Origin of the sequence: Bacteroides faecium (assembly GCF_012113595.1) — a bacterium.
Taxonomy (GTDB): Bacteria; Bacteroidota; Bacteroidia; order Bacteroidales; family Bacteroidaceae; genus Bacteroides; species Bacteroides faecium.
In genome coordinates, this window is record NZ_CP050831.1 from 4,123,497 (window position 1) to 4,142,187 (window position 18,691).

The following is an 18,691-nucleotide window of genomic DNA, read 5'->3' on the forward strand; positions in this document are numbered from 1 at the left end:
AAATATCAATGAAATATTTAATAAAAATAGCATTAGGATTATTCGTTTACATGGTTGCTATAGCAGCCTGTAAAGATGATGATGATAGTGGTATTGCAGGCTTCGCGATAGACAAGGAGGATATCACGATGGGCGCTGACGGGGGCACAGACGTAGTAACTGTTTCTTCGGGAGGCGAATGGACGGCAAGTTCTTCGGAGCCGTGGGTAAGTATCTCACCTGCCAGTGGTAGCGGGGTAACCGAGTGTGCGATTGCCATCGACTCTACCCTCATAAAAGGAATGCGCACGGCAGAAATTCGCTTTACTCCCCGTGGACAGGCTCCGGGTGTGATGACCGTACATCAAACGGGATATGGTAAAATGATCCATATCGAAAAGAAGGATATCGAAATAGAATCTTCCGCCAAATATGAAGAGCGTCATTTCGATGTTACCGTAACGACAAACGTTGCTTTCCAAATGAGTGTGGAGTATGTGAATCCCGACAATACGGGCTGGATTATTTTACCAACAAAGACTACTGTCGACCTGGATAGGGGATCGCGTCCGCGAACTACTAAAATCCGTGTGGACTGGATGATGAATCCAGATTTTGATACTCGTGTAGCCAAAATTAACTTCCTGCCTCAGAAAACAGAAGATGAACTGGAACAGCCGGTATCGATGACTGTTACTCAAAAAGCCGCTCCTAAAATTGAAGATAACCGAACGGGTGATTCCTTGACATTGCTTACTATCAGAGAACGCATGGGAGCGGGTAATAATTGGGACCCCAGTGAGAATATGAGAAACTGGGAAGATGTGGTCTTGTGGGAAGAAGGCGATAAAGGCCTTCCCGATGATAAGGCTGTGGGACGTATACGTTCTGTTAATTTCACTTTGTTTGATACCAAGGAGTCCATTCCGCAGGAAGTTCACTATCTCACTTATGTAGAGTCCTTATATTTCTTTAGCAATACCAATACGGCAACTAAAAGCATCAAATTGGAAAATGATGTATGCGGCTTGAAGTATTTGAAAAAGTTGACGGTGAGTGCCTACGGTCTGACGGAAATAACAGATGACCTTGCTGAGAAGCTAGGCAATCAATTGGAACTTTTGGATATAAGCAGCAATAATTTTGATTTGATACCTGATATTTTGACCAAAGAAAACTTCCCTGTACTAAAGATCTTGGATTTGAGAACTAATCGGCGAATGGTACTTACCGACCTTAGAGAGAAAGATAATGCTACCAAATATCCTAATGGTATCGGTATGTTCTTTAATACAGAAAAAGACCCTTCATTACGGAGGTTATTATTGTGGGATACGTTGGAGGAATTACGTTTATCCTATAATTATATGGAAGGTACCATACCCGACTTTAAGGTTGGAGAGGATGGAGTGACCGGTTATACAGATGAAGATATAGAGGTGTTTGGAGACACCATACAGTATTTGTATGACCATCCTGAAATACCTAAGATACTTCCTAAAGCTAGGGTGCTGTCTTTGAATTTGAACTTTTTCACCGGAAAGCTGCCCGATTGGCTATTATACCATCCGCACTTAATAGAGTGGAATCCGGAAGTATTGATCTTTAATCAAGAAACAGGTATAGACACTGAAGGGAAGAAAGCCCGTTTTGACAACGAGCCTGCTACCTTGGATTATTATTATGATGCATTTCCAAAATTCAGAAAAAAATATCAAACTAAAAAATAAAAGATGAAAAGGCTATATATATACATCTTGATATTCGCCTTGGTGGCAGGAGCTTGTAGTGACCATGACTTGGTCGAGCAGGCTCCGGCAACTCCGGGCACTCCCGGTACAACGATACCTGAAGGGGCTGCCGACGGTGAATTATTGATTAAGTTTGTTCCGGAAATGAGCGATTTACTCGACCGGACATTTAAGACACGTGCTGCGGGCGCTGCCACACGCTCCGGCATTCCTTCCACAGACGAGGTACTTTCTATACTGGGAGCATACGAATTTGAGCGAGTCTTTCCGGTAGATGTACGTACTGAGGAACAGGCACGCAGGGCAGGCATGCACCTGTGGTACATTGTACGCTTCGATAAAAATACGGATCTGAATGAAGCAATGGAGAGACTCTCCAAATTAGGAGAGATATCGAAAATTCAGTGCAACCCTACTATTCAGCGGGTTTATGATCCTAAAAAGAAGATGGTGGTGGTTAACGAAGCATCTCTGAGTAAAATGAAAACCCGTGCTACTGATAATGACTTTCCGTTTAATGATGAACTGTTGCCGCGGCAGTGGGGGTATATTAATCAGGGGAGTTATGACTTCTCATACATTGCTCCTGCTATTGCAGGCGCCGATGTTAATTGTAAGGAAGCATGGGATTTATGTACGGGTGATCCTGAAATCATTGTGGCTGTGCTGGATGAAGGCGTTATGTGGAGTCATCCCGATTTGGAAGCCAATATGTGGGTGAACGAAAGTGAAGAACTGGGTTCCGATAGGGATGCCGACAACAATGGATATAAAGGAGACAGGTATGGCTACAATTTTGTAAAGAATACCGGAATTATTTCCTGGCAAAATGCTGAAGACACAGGACACGGCACACATGTGGCCGGCACCATAGCAGCTGTTAACAATAACGGCATAGGAGTCAGCAGTATTGCCGGAGGTGATGGTACCCATAAAGGCGTGCGGATTATGACTTGCCAAGTTTTTGAAGGTGAGGCGGGAGTAACGATGGCGGCGGAAGCAAAAGCAATTAAGTATGCGGCCGACAATGGTGCCGTTATTCTTCAGTGTAGCTGGGGATACAATTCTGCCTATTCCAGCCCACTGGTGTACATACCGGGACCGGCTACCGATGAAGAATGGGGACAGCTTTATCCGCTCGAAAAAGATGCTTTGGATTATTTCATTCATAACGCCGGTTCCCCCAGTGGAGTTATTGAAGGCGGACTGGCTATTTTTGCTTCCGGCAATGAATATTCAGCCATATCTTCTTATCCGGCGGCTTATGAAGGTTGTGTTTCGGTTGCTGCCATTGCGGCAGATTACACGCCGTCCTCCTTTACAAACTACGGAGCAGAAGTAGACTTTTGTGCGCCAGGTGGTGACAGTGACTATTATGGTGCTACGGGTGTAGAACAGGATAATGAAGATACAACTATAGATCAGGGTATGATTCTTTCCACATTAGTGGTAAATGCCAAACCTGCTTACGGCTATAATGAAGGAACTTCGATGGCATGTCCGCATGTGTCGGGTGTAGCAGCACTGGGCTTGTCGTATGCAGTGCAGAAACGCCGGCATTTCAAGGCACAGGAATTCCTTGATTTAATGAAATCTACAGCTCGCGAAGTAGACGGTTACTACAAGGGTTATAAGAAGTACAATTACCTGCATGTGTCGCCGGGCTTTACACCTACCAAAATGGACCTTCCTTCCTACCGCGGTAAAATGGGGAAATTGATTGATGCCGGTGCACTGTTACATGCTATTGCAGGAAGCGGTTCCGACATGAAAGTTCCCAATTTGTATGTGGCAATAGATAAAGGAGTCGTAATTGACTTTGCGCGTTATTTTGCCAATGGCGAAAACCTGACTTACGAATGTACGGTAAATAATGCGTCAAAGGTGCAAATTACACTTCAAAATAGCCGTCTAACAGTTAAAGGTCTTGCAGCAGGCATGACCAGTGCTATGGTAAAGGCCAGTGATGGAAAAACGCAGGCTTTTACCATCACTGTGCGCAAAAATGCGAGCGATACCGGATGGATGTGATAACGTTGAAGCAGACCCATGAAGAATAAACCGTATACATATTATTTGCTTTGTATGTTGTGGAGCTTTTTCCCTGTAGCCCAGCTTGGAGCGCAGGGAGGAGGATTCCACTCTGCGGTGGCGGATTCTTTGGTTAATCCATCGTTGCTGAAAGAAGGGGGACAGGTACTGCATTTCGATTCATTGGATATCCATATTGGTAAGCTTTATGATAGTGATGCACCCCGTACCTATACATTTCGGTTTCGCAATGTGAGTTCTTCGGATGTGCGGATTACCAAGGTATCCACTTCATGTGGATGTACTGCGGCAACTGTTAATTCTAAAACGATAACTCCGGGAGCCGAAGGTAGCGTGGTATTGGTATACAATCCTAAGAATAATATCGGTACGGTAAAAACATATGCATTTGTATATACAACCGTTTCTGCCAAATATCCGGTAGTGCGTCTTACATTGACTGGTGAGGTCGTTTGCTCTGATGAATGGGATTATCTTCCATATGCTATGGGTGCTGTACGGATGAAACGCAAGCAAGTGGTCTTTTCGGAAGTAACATCATCCATTCGTCCGTCGGAGCGTATACTTTGTGCCAACACTAGTAAAAATCCTTTGAAACTTTCGGCTCGTATGCTTCCGCCATATGCAGGTTTCCATAGCGAGCCGAATGTTATTCCACCAGGACAAGAAGGTGACCTGGTGATAACGGTGGATGGACATAAGTTACCAGAAAAGGCCCCTGATAAGTTACGTTTTACTTTTATTGTAGAAGGGGTAGATGCGCCGCTGTCTGATCGGTTGGTTAATGTGATTATCAATCGTATTCAATAATAATTTTGTTTATTAATCATATATAAAAACTACAGTATGAAAATTCTTTTCAGAATAATGATATTATCGATATTTCTGACCAGCTTTATAGCTTGTGATGATGAAGAAGAAACGAAAGGGAGAACTTTGGAGGTAACTCCCGCTAATTTAAATGGTACATGGCAACTGACAGAGTGGAACGGACAACCGTTGGCGGAAGGAACTTATTGTTATATTACTTTTGTCCGCAAAGATAAAACTTTTAAGATGTATCAGAAGTTCGACAGTATGTATGCACGTTTTCTAACCGGCTCATTTGATATAGAGAAAGATGATTATCTAGGATATATCATTACCGGGAAATATGACTACAGTCTAGGAGGACGTTGGAATAATTCGTACATTGTTACAGAACTTTCGTCTTCGGGAGCTATGGTTTGGATTGTTAAAGATGATGCAGATGATGTATCCAAATATATTCGATGTGATGATGTGCCTTCCTTTATAAAGGATGAGTCGCAAGGTCATGAATATTGAATTAGTTTATTAGTAAGCCTAAAAAAGTTCGGATATACAATTAAGTTGGATATCCGAACTTTTTCTCTTAATTAGTTTGATAATTCGGAATTACTCTTTATCTTTGCATTAGATTTATAATTGTAATGAATACAAGTTTGGAAAGAAAGGGATAAATGATGAAACCGTACGAAAGATTATTAGAACATAATATAAAGCCTTCGATGCAGCGTATTGCTATCATGCAATATTTGATGGAGCATCCCATCCATCCGTCGGCTGATGATATTTATACTGCATTGTCTCCTTCGATGCCTACACTTTCAAAGACGACAGTTTACAATACTTTGAAACTGTTTTCAGAACAAGGAGCGGCTCAGATGCTTACTATTGATGAGAAGAATACTAATTTTGATGCGGATACTTCCATTCATTCTCATTTCCTTTGCAAACGTTGCGGACACATTTATGACTTGCAATGTCCGGAAGCGATAAAAAAGGTAGAGAGCTTGGAGATGGACGGCCATCAGGTATCGGAAGTGCATTATTATTATAAAGGTATATGCAAGAATTGCTTAAGAAAAGATAAAGAAACACGTATTGACTAATTAATTTAAAATTGAGAAGAAAATGAAAAAATTTAGATGTACTGTTTGCGGTTACGTTTATGAAGGTGACGCAGCTCCTGAGAAATGTCCTTTGTGTAAAGCTCCTGCCAGCAAGTTCGTAGAAGTTGTTGAAGTAGAGGGTGGTGCATTGACTTTTGCTGACGAGCACGTTATCGGTGTTGCAAAAGGTTGTGACGAAGAAATGATTAAAGACCTGAACAACCACTTCATGGGCGAATGTACTGAAGTAGGTATGTATCTGGCTATGAGCCGTCAGGCAGACCGCGAAGGTTATCCTGAAGTAGCTGAAGCTTTCAAACGCTACGCTTGGGAAGAAGCTGAACATGCTTCTAAATTCGCAGAGTTGCTGGGTGACTGTGTATGGGATACTAAGACTAACCTGCAGAAACGTAAGGATGCTGAACAAGGTGCATGCGAAGACAAAAAACGTATCGCAACTCGTGCTAAAGCTTTGAACCTGGATGCTATCCATGACACTGTACACGAAATGTGCAAGGACGAAGCTCGTCACGGTAAAGGTTTTGAAGGTCTGTACAACCGTTATTTCGGCGATAAATAATCAAACCTCATAATAACTCTTAAAAGGTCTGTATTCGAAAATGAATGCAGACCTTTTTTGTTTATATTTGCTCATCAACTTTTAATACCACAGTTATGAAAAGAGTACAACTATTGTTAGTTTGTTTAGTGCTTTCGGCAGCTGCTTTTGCTGCTGATAAAGTGATTAAGTTGCCACAGCCTAATTTAAACCGTACAGGTACGGTAATGAAAGCGTTGTCCGAACGTCATTCAACCAGAGAGTTTGCTTCAAAAGCTCTGAACCTGGCTGATTTGTCGGATTTGTTATGGGCTGCTAATGGCGTCAATCGGAAAGATTCAGGTAAACGGACGGCTCCGTCGGCTTTGAACAAGCAGGATGTGGACGTATATGTAGTGTTGCCGGAAGGTAGTTACTTGTACGATGCAAAGAATCACCAGTTGAATTTGATAGCTGAAGGAGATTACCGGGGTGCAGTTGCTGGTGGGCAGGCTTTTGTGAAATCGGCTCCGGTTTCTTTAGTGCTGATTAGCGACCTTTCCCGTTTCGGAGATACGAAAAATGCACATACCCAGTTGATGGGGGCTATGGATGCAGGTATTGTTTCACAGAATATTTCAATTTTCTGTTCTGCTGCAAATTTGGCTACAGTGCCACGTGCTTCGATGGATAATAATCAATTGAAGAAAGTCCTGAAGCTGAAAGACACTCAGATTCCTATGATGAACCATCCTGTAGGGTACTTTAAATAAGGATCGATAGGTATATAAAAATAGTGACGCTATCCTCGCGGGATACCGTCACTATTTGTCCATTATAGCGTCACTATCCTTACCGGATGGCGTCACTATCTTTTTCCTTTTTTTACTTTAATAAAAACTCATCGATTGCTTTCTTATAGGTTGCTTTGTCAGCAGCCCCACGGAAAAGCTGTGGATCTCCTTTCATGGGGATGAATACGAACAATGGAATACTGGTTGCATTGAACAGGGCTGCCAGTTCTTTTTGTTTATCCACATTTACTTTGTAGATTGTTATTTTCCCTGCATATTCCTTTGCTAATTCTTTCATGATAGGAGCTGTCTGGCGGCAAGGTCCGCACCAATCAGCATATAAGTCGATGATGGCAGGCTTGTCACCTTTGTATTTCCACTCCTTTGATTTTTCATAATCGAAGACGTCTTTCAGAAACATTTCCTTGTTCATTACGACGACTTCACCGTTACCTGTTACCTCTTTTTTACCTTGATTGGTTTCTGCTTTATCATTGAAAGCGTACACAATCACACTTACCATGACAAGAGCCACCATTACTAATACTTTTTTCATTCGTTATCTTTATCTTTTTATGTATAATGCTTCTCGATAACCCCTTGCAGTTCACTGCTATGGATTACGCCGGAATGTCTCCATACCGCTTCCCCATCCTTGAATACTATAAAGGTAGGTACGGCCTGTATACGATATTTAGTAGCCAGTTCTTCGTGCTGGTCAACGTCTATCTTTACGATCCGGGCTTTGTCACCTACAACTAATTTCAGTTCTTCCAAAACGGGTTTCATTGCTTTACAAGGTCCACACCATTCAGCAAAGAAATCAACCAAAACGGGTACCGGTGACTTTATTAAATCTTCAAACTTTTCCATAATCTTTCCTTTCTTAAAGTTAAATGGCAGCCATTGAAGACTGCAAATACAAATTCTATTTCATTAATATAACGGGAAAAAACTGTTTTTGTTCACAAAATAGTAGTGGTAGGGAACTCATTGTGAAACAAAGTCAGTAATTGAAAATAATATTCGCAAAAATTGTGAAGATTGGAATGAAAGAATTATCTTTGTGGATGAAACAAGAACAGTTGATGAAATGGAAATCAATTTCAATGAGATGTATTTGCGAGATTTGTATCTCGCAGGTAAAGCGGACAAGAAACATCGTTTTCAGCCACAAGTCGTCAAAAAGTATATTCGGGTCATTGACCTGATGAGAGACGAAGATAATGTGAGAAACAGAGGATGGCAAGACTGTTGCCACAATCTGCAATATTACAGAATTATCGAATCATTATAAGTGAAAGAATATGAGTAAGAAAAAATTTCCGTCCGATATGGTGGCAAACAATATGCTCCCTGTATACCCAACACACCCGGGAGCGATTCTGAAAGAAGAAATCGAATATCGGGGAATTTCTCAGCGGCAGTTGGCTAAAAATATGGGAATTGCCTATTCTGCCCTAAATGAGATTTTGAACGAACGCAGGCCTTTGACAGAAAAAACTGCGCTGCTTTTCGAGGCTGCTTTGAATGTTAATGCAGAACCTCTATTGCGCCTTCAAATGAGGTACAATATGCAGGTTGTTCAAAAAGACCGTTCTTTCATGGAACGATTGGCTCAGGTCAGGAAGGTTGCTGCAATTCTTTAAGGTCTTGCGTGAATGTAATGATTAGTTCCGGATGTTTTGGCGATAATTTATGATATAATAATCATGAAAGACTTTGTCTGATTAATGGAGGACTGGAAAAATGGATAATGAATGATGATATAAAACATATCAGCTTCATTATCCATTTCTTCTTTATGAATGATATTTCTAATTATTCCGCAATAGTCAATTCATCAATGATATGGGAAGCTCCCGCAAATTTATCTATGATAAAGAGTGTATAGCGAATATCGACACAAGCGGCACGCTGTGATGAAGGGCGGAAAGCAATGTCGCCCGTCAAGCCTTCAAAGTTACGGTCGAAAGCAGTTCCTACCAACTGACCTTTACCGTTGAAAACCGGGCTGCCGGAGTTCCCGCCTGTATTATCAGTGTTTACAATAAAGCAGACAGGCATTTCACCGTTTTTGCCATAGCGTCCATAGTCTTTGGCTGCGTATAACTCTTTCAGTTTTTGAGGCACAACAAATTCCCAGTTTCCCTGATCTTCTTTCTCCATTACTCCTTTAAGAGTGGTATGGGCATCATAAATAGCACCGTCGAACGGTTCATAAGAAAGTACCTGCCCGTATGTCAACCGTAAAGTCGAATTTGCATCCGGATAAATAGGAATACTTTTTTCCTGTCTCATATCCATCATACCTTTCACCCATACTTTGTGAGCAGCATCGTAGTTCTGATTTGCTTCTTTCATGGCGATAGCCGTTTTCAATATTCCGTCAGTAATGGAATATTTGAATAATACCATCCAGTCGTATCCTATTTTATACAAGCTCGGTTTTTTGATAAACTTTTCAAAATTTTGGGGATTGCCGAAGATGGAATGTTCGAAGCACTCATCAACGAATGCGTCGATATTGCCTTTAAAACGGGAATTGATAATCTCAAAGATATTAATCCGCTGTTCTGCCGGAATATATTTGGCATAAGTTTTCAGCATCTCTTTGCCGACCTTTTTCTCCACTTCCGGGAAAGGAACATTGGCAAAATATTTATCAGCTTCTTTTTTCAGGTTTAGCTTTGCTTCTTTTATCTTCTCTTTATCTTTAGATTTCAAGGCAGCAACTATTTCCATTGTAGAAGGAATACGCATAAAATCGAGAGCAGTTACCAATGCTTCATTAATAGCCTGCTGATGATAGAGAGCATCACGACGGTGAGCTACGATAGAACGGATTTCATCGAAAGCTTTCTGATAAGAATCATCTCCCTTTTCACGGCCACGTGCCAAAAGTTCTTCTTGTTGTGCACGTTTGGTATCTAGTACGTTGAGACGTATCAGACCTTCGTTCATGCCGATAGCATTTTTCCAATAGTTGGCAGATGATGCATATTTGCTGGCATAATGAATACGTACGGCGGGATCTTTCAGCATTTGTTCCATAAGTACCTTTTGACGGGCTCCACGTACATGCTGACGCATAAAGTTGGTAGTCTGCATGCGTTCTTCCACTTCATCGGAAATCATGTATCTCCAGTTGCGTCCGGGGAATCCCATGACAAAGGTGAAATCACCTTCCTGTACTCCGGCGAGGCTGATAGTCAGATGTTTCTTTACTTTCAAAGGAATGTTGTCTTTAGAATAGGCTGCCGGTTTCCCATCTTTATCCGCGTAAATGCGGAAAAGAGAGAAATCCCCCGTGTGACGCGGCCACATCCAGTTATCCGTATCTGCTCCAAACTTACCGATAGAAGAAGGAGGAGCACCTACCATACGAATATCGCTGTACACCGTTTTGATGAACATATAGTATTTGTTTCCACCATAGAAAGCCTTAAGCTCCAGTTTGGTGGCGGGGATGATTTCTATATTCTCGGCTTTGGCAAAACGTTCTGCCACTTTGCTAAGATAGCTTGGTGACAGGTAGTTAACTCCTTCCGGATCCGGATCTTTCTTTAGTTGTTCTGTGACATAATCGGTCACATCGAGAATACGATCGATATATGTGACGGTAAGTCCCGGAGTAGGAAGTTCCGCCTCGCGGTTCATAGCCCAAAAGCCTTCAGTCAGGTAATCATGCTCTACATTGCTATGTTGCTGAATAGCTCCATAACCGCAATGATGGTTCGTCAGAACCAGTCCTTCGGAAGAAATAACTTCTCCCGTGCATCCACCGCCAAAGTGTACAACCGCATCTTTCAGAGAAAGACCGTTTGCGTTGTATACCTCTTCGACAGGAATTTCAAGACCAAGTTCACGCATGGCAACTGCATTCTGAGTTTTCAGGTCAGGCAGCATCCACATCCCTTCGTCGGCGTGGATGCTAAAAGCTGCCAGTGAAAATAGGACAAATAGGATTTGTTTTCTCATTTATTCTACGATTGTCATTTCGTTAATCAGATGTCCGCAGTTGCCCAGTTTCTCAAGGATGAACAGGACATAACGGATATCCAGGTTGATGCAGCGTTGCAGGTTGTTGTCAAAGTTGATATCACCGCTCAACGATTCCCAGTTGCCGTCGAAAGCGCAACCAATCAGTTCTCCGTTTTCATTCAATACCGGGCTGCCGGAGTTACCACCGGTGATGTCATTGGTAGACAGGAAGCAAACCGGCATATCGCCGTTCGGCAAAGCATAACGTCCATAATCCTTCTTTTCTATCAGTTCTTTCAGTTTGGCAGGTACAACGAATTCGCGATCTTCCGGGTTTTCTTTTTCAAGAATACCTTTGGTAGTAGTGTAATAGTTGTAGTGTACGCCGTCTTTCGGGTCATAAGGTTTCACGTTACCGTAAGTCAGACGAATTGTAAAGTTAGCGTCCGGGTAAGAAGGAACGGGTAATTTCATATCGCCAAGACCGCGAATGTACGTTTTGTGCAGTAAGGCAAGTTCCTGATCCATATCTTTCAGTTGTGAAACAATTTGCTCGAATAAGTCATATTTGGATTGACAGTATTGTAAAGCCAGGTCATTGTCGATAGCTTTCACTGTCGGCTTTTTGATGAACTTCTCAAAGTTTTCACGGTTGGCGAAGATGGAGTTATCATACATATCGTCGATAAACTTGTCATAGTCGCCTTTGTATTTCTGTTCGATCACCTTATAGATAGACGGACGCTGGTCAGCCGGAATCATTTCTGCATAAAGCGGAAACAGAGCTTTGGCTACCTTACGGTCTACTTCGTGATCGTAGTCCTTATTATGGATACCGTCATAGGTTTCTTTCAGAGCTTCTATGCGTGCGTTGATTAAAGAGTCATTCTTTTCAACCAGTGCTTCCCGTGTTTTTGATAGCAGGGTACTACCAAATTCGATAGCGCCGAAGAATGTCTCTCTTAGACAAGTGAATTGATAGTTGAGAGGAGCGGTTTTAGCTACCAGGTCATCTATCTTCTTTACTACTTCCGCATATTCGGCATTGTTCTTTTCTTTGGCAAATTCTGCGAATTTAGCTTCCTGTGCAGTTTTTGTACCCAACACGTCATTATCAATAATCGCTTTGTTCATTCCGATGGAGTTCTTCCAGTAGTTGCTGGAACCGGCATACTTGTTGGCATACTGGATACGGATTTTGTCGCTGGCATTCATTACTTCTTTCAGAACAGCCAGGCGGGCACCCCGGATGCGGATACGCGGTTCGTTTTCAGATTCCATACGTTCTTTCACTTCCGATACAGTCAGATAACGGCTTGTACTTCCGGGGAATCCCATAATCATTGCATAATCTCCTTCTTTCAGACCTTTGATGGAGATAGACAAATGTTTCTTGGTTTTCAGAGGAGTATTGTCGGCACTGTATTCTGCCGGTTCACCGTTAGCGTCTGCATAGATACGGAATATGGAGAAGTCACCTGTGTGACGCGGCCACATCCAGTTATCCGTTTCGCCGCCAAACTTACCGATAGAAGAAGGTGGTGCGGCAACCATACGTACGTCCGGATATATTTTTTTATAAAACATGTAGAATTTATTTCCGGCATAGAACGGAAGTGCTTGCGGCACAATTCCCTTTTTGTCTTTCAGATCACTTTTAGAGTAAAGTTCTTCTGCCAGTTTCTGAAGGAACGCACCAGTGAATGATTCAGATTCGGTGATTTCTTTAGCAGCAATTTTTGCGTTGACAATATCGGTAATATCTTCAATGCGTTCGATAAAGGTGAATTTCAATCCCGGAGTAGGGAGCTCTTTATCTCGGGAAGTAGCCCAGAAACCGTCAGTCAGGTAATCGTGCTCAACGCTACTGTGTTGTTGGATGGAAGCATAACCACAGTGATGGTTTGTCAGGATCAGACCTTCCGGTGAGATGATTTCTCCCGTACATCCTCCACCGAATATGCCGACAGCATCCTTTAGAGAGACACCGTTAGGATTATATAAATCTTGGGCTTCCAACTTCAAACCTTGTTTCTTCATCATATCTATGGAATGTTGCTGCTGCATCAGTTGCAATAACCACATACCTTCATCCGCCTTGGCGGAACATACGATCAGCGCAGTCAGCGCCAATAAATAAAGTCTTAGTCTATTCATTAATTAAGTGATAAAAATTAAATATATGATTGTTAATATGTTCTGTTTCTTATTATTCTGCTTTGAATGTTCCGTTCTTCAGCGCTTCCATGATGTTTGCCGGTGGACGTTGGTTCATCAGTTCGTTTTTCATGAAGTCCATGTATGGAGCTACATGCTTGAAGAACTGATAGTATCCTTTGCATAAGTAATTCAAGCCGGGTTCGCCTTCTGATGTTTGCCTGAAACGATTCTTCGGACACTCCCCGTTGCAGGCAAAGAGGAATTCACATTCCTTGCATTGAGCAGGGAGAGACTGATATTTCATGTTTCCGAAGTTATGCTGGTGTTCGCTGTGCATCATTTCCACGAGCGTTTGGTTGTAGATATTTCCCAATTTATATTCGGGGAACACAAAATGGTCACAGGAATAAACATCTCCGTTAAATTCCATCACACCGGCATGTCCGCAGGTTTTTGCCATCGTACATATACCGGGTTGTTCGCCCATCCAGTTGGCGAGGGTAGAGTCGAATATCTGTATATAGTAGTTGCCTACATCTTCTTTTACCCATTCGTCGAAAAGGGTACAGAGGAATTTACCCCACTGCTCCGGAGTGATTGAGAAGTCAGCCAATGTTCCTTCCTTGTTTTCTGCAAGAGAGGCTAGGTGCCGTCCGTCCTGATGTGGAAGGATACGCTCTACGATAGGGGTAAACTGAATATAGTGACAGCCTATCTCTTTGAAGAAATTGTAAAAATCCAATGGATAGTCGGCATTGAAGTCATTGATAACGGCCATTGCATTCCATTCTACTTCATGCTTTTTCAGTAGATTGATGCCCTGCATCACTTTCACGAAAGAGGGTTTTCCCATCTTGTTTTTGCGATACTCATCATGGAACTCCTGCGGTCCGTCGATAGAGACACCTACCAACCAGTTGTTATCATGGAAAAACTCGCACCATTCATCGGTGAGCATTGTTCCGTTGGTTTGGATACAGTTGTCAATCGTACGTCCACGGGCATACTTCTTTTGCAGTTCCATTGCCCTTTTGTAGAAAGAGAGCGGGCGCATCAGCGTTTCTCCACCGTGCCAGGTGAAAAGCACCTGTGGCATGGTCTGTGAGTTGATATACTCGTCGATAAACTTTTCAAGAAGTTCATCGCTCATTACGTGTTTCGGATTGTCTTTGTATAGATTTGCCTTCTCCAGATAGTAGCAATAATCGCATGCAAGATTGCATACGGCACCTACTGGCTTTACCATCACATAAAGCGGTTTGGCAAAAGGGGCATAAGTTGATGTTTTCATGACTACAAAATTAGATAAACTAAATGAAAAAAAGTCCCTTATACGTATGTTTATAAGGATTATTAAAGAAAAGAGACTTACAAGATTTAAATATTGATAAAATGTTTCCTTGAATTCTGAATCAGTTGTACCTTTGCACACAGAATTTTAATGAATAGATGAACGTGAATAAAATTTTGCCTTTTTTGCTTATGCTTCCGTTTCTGGCTTCTTGCACCAGCAAGTACAAGATTGAAGGAACATCTTCAGTAAACAGTCTGGATGGAAAAATGTTGTATCTTAAATCCCTGAATGACGGCGAATGGATAAAACTGGATTCCGCCGAAGTGGTGCATGGGGGATTCTCCATGAAAGGGAAAATAGATTCCGTGCAGATGGTAACACTCTACATGGATAATGAAAGCATCATGCCGATTGTGCTGGAAAATGGCAAGATTACGGTAACTATCAGCAATACCGACCTGAAAGCAGTGGGTACGCCCTTGAATGCGGCATTGTATGAGTTCATCGACAAAAGAAATAAGCTGGAAGAAAGCATTGGTGAGTTGGAGCAGAAAGAAACCCGCATGGTGATGGATGGCGGTGACCTGGAAGAAATCCATTCACAACTGATGGTGGAGGGCGATTCACTGATGAAAGAAATGAACCAGTATGTAAAAACTTTCATCTCGACCAATTATGAGAATGTGCTGGGCCCAAGTGTATTTATGATGCTTTGCAGCTCCTTGCCATATCCTGTTATGACTCCTCAAATAGATGATATAATAAAAGATGCTCCTTATTCTTTCAAGAGCAACAAGCTCGTGCGTGAATTCCTTTCCAAAGCGAAAGAGAATATGAAATTGATAGAAGAACATCAACGTTTAGAACAAAATACTCCGACAAATAAGTAAACTTTGAGTTTTTTGCGTATTTTTGTGCAAAACTCAAGTAAAATGAAAACGACTATTTCGGTATATGCCGCTTTCTTTTTTATTTCTGTCTTATCAATTTCGTGTCATAAGGATTCGGATGTCCTCGGTGGGACTTTTTCTAAAGTGGAAGAGTATATGGACATCTGCCCGGACACAGCCTTGTATATATTAAATTCAATTCCAAATCCGGATGAGTTGCGTGGTAAAGCGGGAGCCGACTATGCACTCTTGATGACGCAGGCCATGGATAAGAACTATATGAAGTTTAGTTCGGATTCATTGATTGCACTGGCTTTGAATTACTACTCAGTGGATAAGAGAGAGCCTGACATGTGTGCAAAAGCCCAGTTCTACTATGGACGGGTGTTGCTGGAATCGGATAAAGCAGAAGAAGCCTTAGGATATTTCCTTGCTGCAAAAGAATATTTTAAAAGTGTCCGAAACTATAAGATACTGGCCTTGATTGCCGAAGAAACAGGAAAAATAAGCCGGAAGCAGAAGAAGCATGCCGAGGCTTTGGCTGATTTCCGGGGAGCATTTGCCATACATCGGCAATTGAAAGACTCTATGGGAATCGTACGGGCCAGTCTCCATATGGCGCGTTCCTTTTTGTTTGAGAACCAATGGGACAGTAGCCACTACTATTATAACTACGCTTTAGAACTTACTGAGTTAAAGAAATATCCTTTTGAAATTTCAATTTTGCATGAACTGGGGATATTATACCGTTCAATGGGAGATTTGAATGCTGCCGAACCTTATTTTCTTTCCGCTTATCAGAAAGAAAGCGATGAAGAAAAGAAGTATATGGAATGTCTGTCTTTAGGCTATCTGTATATGCAGATGGGGAGAGTGCAGGATGCCAGGAACTATCTAAAGATGAGCATGAACTCTACCCATGCATATACGCGGATTGATGCTTATACCTATTTATATTTTCTGGAAAAAGACATAGATAATTTTGAAGAAGCCATTGTCTATCATGAGAAGGCAGATTCCATAACGAATGCAATGGAAGCGGTAAACTCCGGCGAATTGATTACTCAATTGCAGAAGCAATATGAGAAAGAGAAACTTCAGAATGATAACTTGCGGATGAAGATACAGTATACGAGCTTCACTCTGTGGAGTGTCGTTGCTTTTTTGGCGGTAGCCTCTTGTATGTGCTATTATTATTGCAAGAATCGGGAACATAAGAATAAAATTATCGAAATAGAATCGCAAATCAAAGAAAATGAGGAACAAATAAAATGTTATCAGCAGGAAATAGATGAAATTCAGAAATCAAAGAAGCAAATGTTGGAAGAGAACAGGATGCTCGAAGAAACCCGACTGAAAGTTGGTGAACTGAATGGCAAAATCATTCTTTTGAGCATGCAGAATAAGACATTATCGGGACTGCTCAAGGAATTAGGGGGAGAATTGACAGTAGGAGTTTCTTCCGAGCAATATATATCAGCTTTTCGTTTATTGCTCGCTATAAGAGAGGGTACGCTGAGAGGTAAATTGTCGGATGGAGAGCGTTATAAATTATTAAGCTTGTTCGATTTGCTCTACTGTAATTATGTAACCCGTTTACTTGAAAAAACTCCTTCCTTGACTAAACGTGATCTTGAAATCTGTTGCTACCTCAAGTTCGGACTGAATAATGAAGAGCTGGCACGTATTTTCCAAACTTCTTCCGACTCTGTAACTAAAGCAAAGGGGAGGTTAAAAGGGCGTTTAGGTATTTCTTCACAAGATGATTTGGCTGTTTATTTGGGTGGATTTTGATAAATAAAAAATGAATTGTCCGGTTCTATTTTTAAATAGTATTTATACTTTGTTGATTATTAGTTATTTAAGTTTTGTTCTGTATGCTAAATTTGTCCGGGTAACTTTTTTGGCGTTTTTCGAAATATGCCGTACTTTTGGACAGACAAAAACCAAATAGCTATATGAAAAATTTTAATGAGTTATCCGTTACTTCTTCTTATAAGGAGAGTAATTTGCAGTTTGCGGAACAGAAAGCCTGCATTGTTGTCGGGATTGCTAATCCCCGTATAAAAATAAGAGTGGAAGTTTTATTGAGTGAAAACCCGGAATATCAAACAATTTATATATCTTCTGGAAGTGAAACAGGTAAACTGATTGAAGAGGCGGATCTGATTATCGGTTCGGGGATTACAGCGTATGAAGGGGTGGCACGCCGGAAACCAGTGATTGTAGTAGGAGATTACGGACTGGGTGGACTGGTTACCCCTGATACATTCCGTAGTCAATATAATAACCGTTTTAGAGGTAGGATAAATGGTATGAAAGATGAATATTTCTCGTTGGAAAGTCTTGAGAAAGATATAAAGAAGGCTTTCAGGCTGACTTTTCAGGAATTACAAATGATGTCTAACCAAATTATCACATATCAAAATATCTAAATTTCTAGTTTTAATAATTTAATGCATAAAAACTGGTTAGGAATGTGGGGGTGCGTGAGTATCCCCACATTTAGTATCCGTATCACCGGTCTTGATCTTCGTTTTTCACCATACCCTTGTACTTTTCGGGAAGTGCGCTTTCAACCGCAGCATAAGCCTCTGCCATAGTAGCTTTGATATTATCCATGCCTTTTCCTTTGGGTGGAATAGGGTCGTGAATTGTCAGAATCATACGATGACGATGTATCCACTTCCCTGTACGTGGTAGAATTTCAAATGAACCGTCGATGGTGACAGGCACCACTGCCAGTTGTAAATCATCGGCCAACTGGAAAGCTCCTTTCTTGAAATATCCCATATGTCCTGTGAATGTACGTGCCCCTTCCGGAAAAACCACTAAAGAAACCCCGTCTTTCAGAGAGTCTTTTGCTTGTCGGATAGTCTCCAGTACTTTCTTCGGACCGGAACGGTCAACAAAGATATGTCCTGCACTCTCACAAGCTTTTCCGACGAATGGCAATTTACGCAGGCTCTTTTTCATCATCCACTTGAAGTTTCTTCCGATAAAGCCATAGATTAGGAAAATATCGAATGAACCCTGATGGTTAGGTACGAAAATATAAGAAGTTTTATTATGTAACTTTTCACGCCCGCGAATCTTTACGGGAATCAACAGGAAAAGACAAATTAATTGTGACCATATCTTCCCCGGATGATATCCCCAGAAGTGGGCTCCACCCAAAAGGGAACCTGCAATAGTGACGAGTGCCGTAAGGATAGTCAACACTAATAAAATAGGCAAAGCGATGCAAATCTGATAAATATAATACAGTATCTTCATAGGGTTGGATTATTATCCTGCAAATATACATGATTATTGGTAAAAAAGAGATGCAGATGC

Annotated in this window: 18 protein-coding genes; 12 read left to right on the plus strand and 6 right to left on the minus strand. The window is 41.6% G+C overall.

The window, feature by feature from the left end; genetic code table 11:
* Positions 1–8: 8 nt before the first annotated feature.
* From BacF7301_RS14970 to BacF7301_RS15000, 7 genes are all read left to right on the plus strand, one after another.
* Positions 9–1,709: a BACON domain-containing protein gene (locus BacF7301_RS14970; RefSeq protein WP_167963989.1), complete on the plus strand. Its 1,701-nt coding sequence runs from the start codon at positions 9–11 to the stop codon at positions 1,707–1,709.
* Positions 1,710–1,712: 3 nt separating this feature from the next.
* Positions 1,713–3,761, plus strand: a complete 2,049-nt coding sequence (locus BacF7301_RS14975) for a S8 family peptidase (protein ID WP_167963990.1) — start codon at positions 1,713–1,715, stop codon at positions 3,759–3,761.
* A gap of 18 nt (positions 3,762–3,779) precedes the next feature.
* Positions 3,780–4,592: a DUF1573 domain-containing protein gene (locus tag BacF7301_RS14980; protein WP_167963992.1), complete on the plus strand. Its 813-nt coding sequence runs from the start codon at positions 3,780–3,782 to the stop codon at positions 4,590–4,592.
* Between the two features lie 36 nt (positions 4,593–4,628).
* Positions 4,629–5,108 (plus strand): lipocalin-like domain-containing protein, encoded by a 480-nt coding sequence (locus BacF7301_RS14985; protein WP_167963994.1) that lies wholly within the window; start codon positions 4,629–4,631, stop codon positions 5,106–5,108.
* A 158-nt stretch (positions 5,109–5,266) separates the two neighbouring features.
* Complete coding sequence (locus BacF7301_RS14990) at positions 5,267–5,695, plus strand: Fur family transcriptional regulator (protein WP_073348540.1); 429 nt, start codon at positions 5,267–5,269, stop codon at positions 5,693–5,695.
* A gap of 22 nt (positions 5,696–5,717) precedes the next feature.
* Positions 5,718–6,275: an NADH peroxidase gene (locus tag BacF7301_RS14995; RefSeq protein WP_167963996.1), complete on the plus strand. Its 558-nt coding sequence runs from the start codon at positions 5,718–5,720 to the stop codon at positions 6,273–6,275.
* A 95-nt stretch (positions 6,276–6,370) separates the two neighbouring features.
* Positions 6,371–7,006, plus strand: a complete 636-nt coding sequence (locus BacF7301_RS15000; RefSeq protein ID WP_167963998.1) for a SagB/ThcOx family dehydrogenase — start codon at positions 6,371–6,373, stop codon at positions 7,004–7,006.
* A gap of 112 nt (positions 7,007–7,118) precedes the next feature.
* Here the strand turns inward: BacF7301_RS15000 and BacF7301_RS15005 are convergent, their stop codons facing one another.
* Positions 7,119–7,583: a thioredoxin family protein gene (locus BacF7301_RS15005; RefSeq protein WP_167964000.1), complete on the minus strand. Its 465-nt coding sequence runs from the start codon at positions 7,581–7,583 to the stop codon at positions 7,119–7,121.
* 17 nt (positions 7,584–7,600) lie between these two features.
* Entirely contained in the window at positions 7,601–7,900 is a 300-nt protein-coding gene (gene trxA / locus BacF7301_RS15010; RefSeq protein ID WP_022139528.1) for a thioredoxin, read from the minus strand.
* Positions 7,901–8,093: 193 nt separating this feature from the next.
* Here trxA and BacF7301_RS15015 point away from each other — a divergent pair, with 193 nt between their 5' ends.
* Both BacF7301_RS15015 and BacF7301_RS15020 read left to right on the plus strand, forming a co-directional pair.
* Entirely contained in the window at positions 8,094–8,324 is a 231-nt protein-coding gene (locus BacF7301_RS15015; RefSeq protein ID WP_369805490.1) for a hypothetical protein, read from the plus strand.
* A 10-nt stretch (positions 8,325–8,334) separates the two neighbouring features.
* On the plus strand, positions 8,335–8,676 hold the full coding sequence (locus tag BacF7301_RS15020; protein ID WP_167964002.1) for a HigA family addiction module antitoxin: 342 nt from the start codon (positions 8,335–8,337) through the stop codon (positions 8,674–8,676).
* Between the two features lie 172 nt (positions 8,677–8,848).
* On the opposite strand, the gene BacF7301_RS15025 is transcribed toward BacF7301_RS15020, so the two are convergent.
* The 3 genes from BacF7301_RS15025 to BacF7301_RS15035 are packed head-to-tail and all read right to left on the minus strand — an operon-like array spanning position 8,849 to position 14,462.
* Positions 8,849–11,008: a S46 family peptidase gene (locus BacF7301_RS15025; protein ID WP_167964004.1), complete on the minus strand. Its 2,160-nt coding sequence runs from the start codon at positions 11,006–11,008 to the stop codon at positions 8,849–8,851.
* Positions 11,009–13,168, minus strand: coding sequence for a S46 family peptidase (locus tag BacF7301_RS15030; protein ID WP_167964006.1), 2,160 nt, complete (start codon positions 13,166–13,168; stop codon positions 11,009–11,011).
* 52 nt (positions 13,169–13,220) lie between these two features.
* On the minus strand, positions 13,221–14,462 hold the full coding sequence (locus BacF7301_RS15035; protein WP_167964007.1) for an anaerobic sulfatase-maturation protein: 1,242 nt from the start codon (positions 14,460–14,462) through the stop codon (positions 13,221–13,223).
* A gap of 158 nt (positions 14,463–14,620) precedes the next feature.
* On the opposite strand from BacF7301_RS15035, the gene BacF7301_RS15040 reads away from it, so the two are divergent.
* The 3 genes from BacF7301_RS15040 (at position 14,621) to BacF7301_RS15050 (ending at position 17,790) form a co-directional block, all read left to right on the plus strand.
* Complete coding sequence (locus BacF7301_RS15040) at positions 14,621–15,355, plus strand: DUF4369 domain-containing protein (RefSeq protein WP_167964009.1); 735 nt, start codon at positions 14,621–14,623, stop codon at positions 15,353–15,355.
* 42 nt (positions 15,356–15,397) lie between these two features.
* Positions 15,398–17,149 (plus strand): tetratricopeptide repeat protein, encoded by a 1,752-nt coding sequence (locus tag BacF7301_RS15045; RefSeq protein ID WP_167964011.1) that lies wholly within the window; start codon positions 15,398–15,400, stop codon positions 17,147–17,149.
* 164 nt (positions 17,150–17,313) lie between these two features.
* Entirely contained in the window at positions 17,314–17,790 is a 477-nt protein-coding gene (locus BacF7301_RS15050; protein ID WP_167964013.1) for a polysaccharide deacetylase, read from the plus strand.
* Positions 17,791–17,872: 82 nt separating this feature from the next.
* Here BacF7301_RS15050 and BacF7301_RS15055 read toward each other — a convergent pair whose 3' ends face one another.
* Entirely contained in the window at positions 17,873–18,631 is a 759-nt protein-coding gene (locus tag BacF7301_RS15055) for a lysophospholipid acyltransferase family protein (RefSeq protein ID WP_167964015.1), read from the minus strand.
* Positions 18,632–18,691 lie beyond the last annotated feature (60 nt).